Source organism: Actinoplanes sp. NPDC048796, assembly GCF_040650035.1.
Taxonomy (GTDB): Bacteria; Actinomycetota; Actinomycetes; order Mycobacteriales; family Micromonosporaceae; genus Actinoplanes.
In genome coordinates, this window is the sequence record NZ_JBEZGO010000026.1 from 1 (window position 1) to 4982 (window position 4982).

The following is a 4982-nucleotide window of genomic DNA, read 5'->3' on the forward strand; positions in this document are numbered from 1 at the left end:
TCTCACTCAACCCCACCGGCTGACCCGCACCAGCCAGCAACAACGCCAAAATCAAACGCTGCTGCCGCGCACCCAGATCAACCTCAACCCCGCCCTGCCACACCCGCACCGGCCCAAGCACGCCGAAACGGAAGAAGTCGTCGTCGCCATCAGCCGACGGCATGGGAGAGTCCCCTCACGTCCACGCTATGTTCTCATTCGGCCGTCCGATATAGAACGACCGATCGTGCTTCCTGAGGGTACACGGCTCCTCCATAAAGGTCCCGTCAAGGCATTCTTTAGGCTCGATTAAGTTTGCGATTCGCCACCGAGAGAGAAGTCGTCATCACCCTCCGCACGGCAGTGGTTCATCCCGCAATGACGCTGACCGCGATACCGATCGACACGGTGTTGTAGACGAAGGAGAGAATCGAATGTGAAAGAATTTGCAAACGAATGGCCGAGGTTTGGGTCTCCACGTCGGACACGGAGAAGGTCGTCCCCAGCGTGAAGGAGAAGTAGGCGAATTCCACGAACGTCGGCTTGTCGATGTTCGGGAAGGCCAGCACCCGCTGCGGCAGGGCGGCGTAGTACGTCTTGGAGTAGCGCTCGGCGTAGCCGAAGTGCAGGATCGCCCAGGCGAACAGCACCGCCGGCACCCCCACAGTCGTGGCCGCCGTCTTGGCCACACCGTCCTCACTGGCAACGATCGACAGGCCGGCACCGATACCCACCAGGCTGGTGAAGACCGTGAACATCAGCCCGGCCCGCCCGCCGACGCCGTGCGCGAGCCATCCGGTCGCCGCATCCTTCCCGGAGCGTCGCAGACGGCCGATACGGATCACCAGATAGCAGCCGGCCAGCACGTCCCAGGCGAGCAGAATGAAGTTGGTGAGATCGCCAGAGGTGAACAACACCAGAAAACCGAGAAGGATGAGAGACGCTTCGATGGAGCGGGACACGATGAGCGCCGCTTTGCTGACCATGGACGTTCCTTAAGATCGACAGCCGTTGCCTTCCGCTACGACGCGAACGACGGGCAACAGTTCATCGACCCCGATCCCTACATCCAGTCACTCTGCGTGACCCTCTCGGACGTCCACGGCGGCGGCATCTCGCCCGCCGGGCCCGGGTCGTCACCGTCTCGGCGGCTATCGGCCTTCTCCGGCCGGCCCGGGGCGGCTACCCGAACGAACTGTGACGGCTGCCGCGCTCGCGCTTCCGGATGAACCCGGCGAACGGGCACACGTCACATCGGGCAGAACTCCGTACGACTCGACCGCGAGACGGGGGAACGTCCGATGAGACACACACCTACGAGCTACACCGTCGCCGGTGAGGACGAAGCCGACAACGTACGCCAGTTTCGCTTCTCTCGATGGGGTCCCCGAGGGCACGCTCTCGACCGCGACGTGCTGAAGAAGGTGGCACGGGCCATGACGGCACCCGTGCCGGTGGAGGTGCCCGGCTCCGCCGCCGTTCCGGCCGGCTACACCTATCTGGCTCTGTTCGCCGGGCACGACCTGACCATGGACCGGACCCGCGGGCGCCGCGACGAGCAGGTCTCCGTCCGCGACGTGCTCGAGGGCCGCTCGCCCGCGCTCGACCTCGACTCGGTCTACGGTCTCGGGCCGGACGACGCGGACGACGACCGGTTCTACGCACCCGACCGGGTCCGGTTCAAGGTGGGCCTCACGGCGGCTGTCGCCGGCGCGGGCACCGAGGTCAACCTCAACGGCTACGACCTGCCACGGGTCACCCACGGCGATACGAAGGCGGAGCGGCAGGCGCCGTTGATCGCCGACCCCCGCAACGACCACAGTCTGCCCCTGGCCCAGACCCACCTGGCCTTTTTGCATTTCCACAACCGGGTCGCCGACCGGCTGGGCGTGGACGGGCCGACCGGCCGGCAGCTGTTCCAGGCGGTCCGCGAGACGGTGGTACGTCACTACCAGTGGATGATCGTGACTGACGTGCTGCCCCGGGTCGTCGATCCGGCCATCCTGCACGACGTCTTCCTCAACGGCCGCCGGTACTTCGACGTGGGGGCGACGGGGACCCCGGCCCTGCCGCTCGAATTCGCCCTGGCGGCCTACCGCTTCGGGCACAGCATGGTGCGACCCGCATACGACTGGAACCGCATCTTCGACGGCGACCGCGGCACCCGGTCGCTGATGTCGGTCCTCACCGGACTCGGCGGAAACTTCGACCTCGCCGCAGCCGATGTCAGCGACCCGAAATCCGGGCTTCTCGAGCGGCTACCGACAGACTGGACGATCGACTGGCGGCGCCTGTACGACTTCGCCGGCGAGAACGCCCTCGACGACCTCGCCGCACCGGCCGGCCCCAACCTGGCCCGGCCGATCACGACCCGGCTGCTCGACGGGACTTCCGGCAACGAAGGCCCGGGAAGGACGGAACGCAATCAGGCGTTCCGTGACCTGGACCGGGCGGCGTCGACGGAGCTGGCCAGCGGCCAGCAGATGGCGGAGCTGCTCGGGATGCGCCCCCTGGAGGCCGAGCAGATCATCGCGGGCCGGCACGGCGCTGTCCTCGACGAACTGACCGACCGGCAACGTGCCGCCCTGGCCGCGAACACACCGCTGTGGTTCTACGTCCTGCGGGAGGCTGAGTTGTCCGGCGGGCGGCTCAGCGGCGTCGGCGGCCGCATCGTGGCCGAGGTGTTCCACCGGGCACTGGAGAGCAGTCGCGTCTCCATCGTCCGGGATCGCTTGTGGCGGCCTTCCCTGGGACCGTCCCGGGACACCTTCCGCATGACCGACCTGTTGCTCATCGCCTTCCAGGGCCGCCGGGACCGGCTCGCCCCACTCGGCGACACCGCACCGGCCTGACCCGGGCCGGCCGCCGGTGCGGTGCCGCGGTCACCGGCCGACGTTCCAGAGCGTCTCGTACAGACCGTAGACACCCAGCAGCAGGGCGGGCAGGACGATCTGGCTGACGGTGAGCACGGGCCCCAGTTTGGAGGAATGAGTGTCCGGCGCCGGGCTCCGGCCGGCTCCCCAGAGCAGGACCGGCACACCGACTCCCATGGCGACCAGGCCGAGCATGAGAAGGACCGGCAGCTCGTACGCGTCGGGCCCACCGGCCCGCCCCGGCAGGGTGAGCAGGCTGAGGAGGCCGATCGTACCGGCGATGACCGGCAGGACGCCTTCGGGGGCGAGTCTGAAGGTGCCCGCCCTCAGGAACAGCACGGCGGTCGCGGTGATCGCCACGGCCAGCGTGAACGGCGCGTAATCCACGGTGAGGGCGATCAGGCCCGCGCCGGTCGCGACCGAGGCCACACTGACCAGCAGGACAAGGACCCGGCGGGCCTGGACGACCCGCTCGGCCAGCTGCTCCGGGTCGGCCTGCGGTTCCACCGTGGATGACGACGGGGAGAGCCACGATCCGGCCACCAGAGCTCCGGCCAGACGGGGCGCGGCGGCCAGGAACAGCACCCCGGCGACCACGACGGTCGCCGAGACCGCCGCACCCGACGCGTGGGTCAGCGCGGGAACAGCCGTCAGAATCGTGGCGATTCCGGCCAGCACCGTCAGGGCGCTCAGCAGAACACCCGGCACGGCGACCAACGCGATGACGCAACCGACCAGGAGACCCACCTCGAGGTAGAAGAGGTGGGTGAGATCCAGCGCCGGTGATCCGGGGGCGAGGAAGGCGATCAGGGCCGTACACGGGATGGCGCCGCAAGCCAGCAAGGTACGCAACCGGCCGGGCAATACCCGAGGGTAACGCTTGAGTACGCGGGCCAGCACGGCGGCGCCGACGCCGGCCACGCCCGCGAGCACGTTGAGCAGGACACCGCGGTGGCCGGCCAGGCCGTGATACACGAGCGCGGCGACCAGCCAGAACTGCCCGACGATCACGGCCAGCCGGCCGACGGCCCGAACGTCCCAGCGGGTGGCCGCCGGATCCTGGGCCAGATCCGACACCACCTCCCAGACGGTGCGCACGGTCGGTTCCTTGTCCTCACCGGCGAGGGTGTCCCGCAGGTAGAGAACGGCGCCGTCCTCGACACCCTCCGCCGCCAGCGACGACGTCAACGGGTAGGGCGCGCCGACCGCCGGGGCCAGGCTCCAGGCCGGCGGCAACGTGTCATCCACCGGCTGGCCGCACATCCGGGCCAGCGCATCGTTGTACTCGGCGATCGGCGTCTCGGCGGGCAGAGCCAGATCGATCCGGTTCTCGGCGCCCACCACCGTCACCCGGCAACGTGCGTCGGTCAAGACGTACTCCAGCTACGCCGGTTGCCGTCCTCGACCAGGTCGTAGTTCTCGGCAACCACCCGCACGGCGTCGGCGATCTGCTTGAGCACGCCTTCGACCGGGCTGAACAGGGCGATGGCGTCGGCGTTCCACAGTTCGGAGACGTCGGTGTACGCCTGGCCGGACTGACCGATCCACTGCTCCTTCAGGGGCGCCAGCTTACCGGCCAGCGTGTCCAGCTCCTCCTGAAGATGCTGGGCGACGGTGGTCAGATAGGCCGGCGCCTCGGTGATGCTGTGCGGAACCTCGATACGGGTGTTTTCGACGTCAGGCACGGGTGTCCCCCTCAGGATGAGAACCGGGCCGGGCTGAGCTTCGGCCCGGCGTCCATGTGTGGAGTGAGCAGCCTGATGTTGGTGTGCTCGGTGTTGACCACGGCATCGTGGTTCGCGCCCAGGTTCGTGGCGATGCCCTCCAGCGTCTGCCGCAGCCCCTCCGCGTGCTGGTGGTACTCGGCCATGAGGACCGTGAAGGTCCCACTGGCCACGCCCATCCACTGGCCGACGAGCTGGTCGACGTACCGGCCCAGCGCGCCCAGCTCAGCATTGATCGACATGGCCGAGTTCATGCTGTCGGTACGGCCCAGCGCCAGAGCTTCCGGTGTCAAGCCCCACGGTGAAGTCATGTGCCGCCTCCTGAGATGTCAAGCCGGAATCACCAGTTGCCTACCTTGCCCGGGCGTGAACCGCCCGGGCGAGTTCCCTTTCAGGGGTCCCCGAT

The 4982-nt window shown here is 68.3% G+C and carries 5 protein-coding genes; 1 reads left to right on the plus strand and 4 read right to left on the minus strand.

What is annotated here, in order from left to right:
- Window positions 1-347: 347 nt before the first annotated feature.
- Window positions 348-965 carry a DUF1345 domain-containing protein gene (locus AB0C26_RS44950; protein WP_360261101.1) on the minus strand — a complete coding sequence of 206 codons (618 nt, stop codon included), beginning with the start codon at window positions 963-965 and terminating at the stop codon, window positions 348-350.
- A 315-nt stretch (window positions 966-1280) separates the two neighbouring features.
- On the opposite strand from AB0C26_RS44950, the gene AB0C26_RS44955 reads away from it, so the two are divergent.
- Window positions 1281-2831 carry a peroxidase family protein gene (locus AB0C26_RS44955; protein WP_360261103.1) on the plus strand — a complete coding sequence of 517 codons (1551 nt, stop codon included), beginning with the start codon at window positions 1281-1283 and terminating at the stop codon, window positions 2829-2831.
- A 30-nt stretch (window positions 2832-2861) separates the two neighbouring features.
- On the opposite strand, the gene AB0C26_RS44960 is transcribed toward AB0C26_RS44955, so the two are convergent.
- The 3 genes from AB0C26_RS44960 to AB0C26_RS44970 are packed head-to-tail and all read right to left on the minus strand — an operon-like array spanning window position 2862 to window position 4887.
- Complete coding sequence (locus tag AB0C26_RS44960; RefSeq protein WP_360261105.1) at window positions 2862-4223, minus strand: EsaB/YukD family protein; 1362 nt, start codon at window positions 4221-4223, stop codon at window positions 2862-2864.
- Window positions 4220-4537, minus strand: coding sequence for a WXG100 family type VII secretion target (locus tag AB0C26_RS44965; protein WP_360261108.1), 318 nt, complete (start codon window positions 4535-4537; stop codon window positions 4220-4222). The genes AB0C26_RS44960 and AB0C26_RS44965 overlap by 4 nt, the downstream gene beginning before the upstream one ends.
- Window positions 4538-4548: 11 nt before the next feature.
- Window positions 4549-4887: a WXG100 family type VII secretion target gene (locus AB0C26_RS44970; protein WP_360261111.1), complete on the minus strand. Its 339-nt coding sequence runs from the start codon at window positions 4885-4887 to the stop codon at window positions 4549-4551.
- Between the last annotated feature and the right edge of the window lie 95 nt (window positions 4888-4982).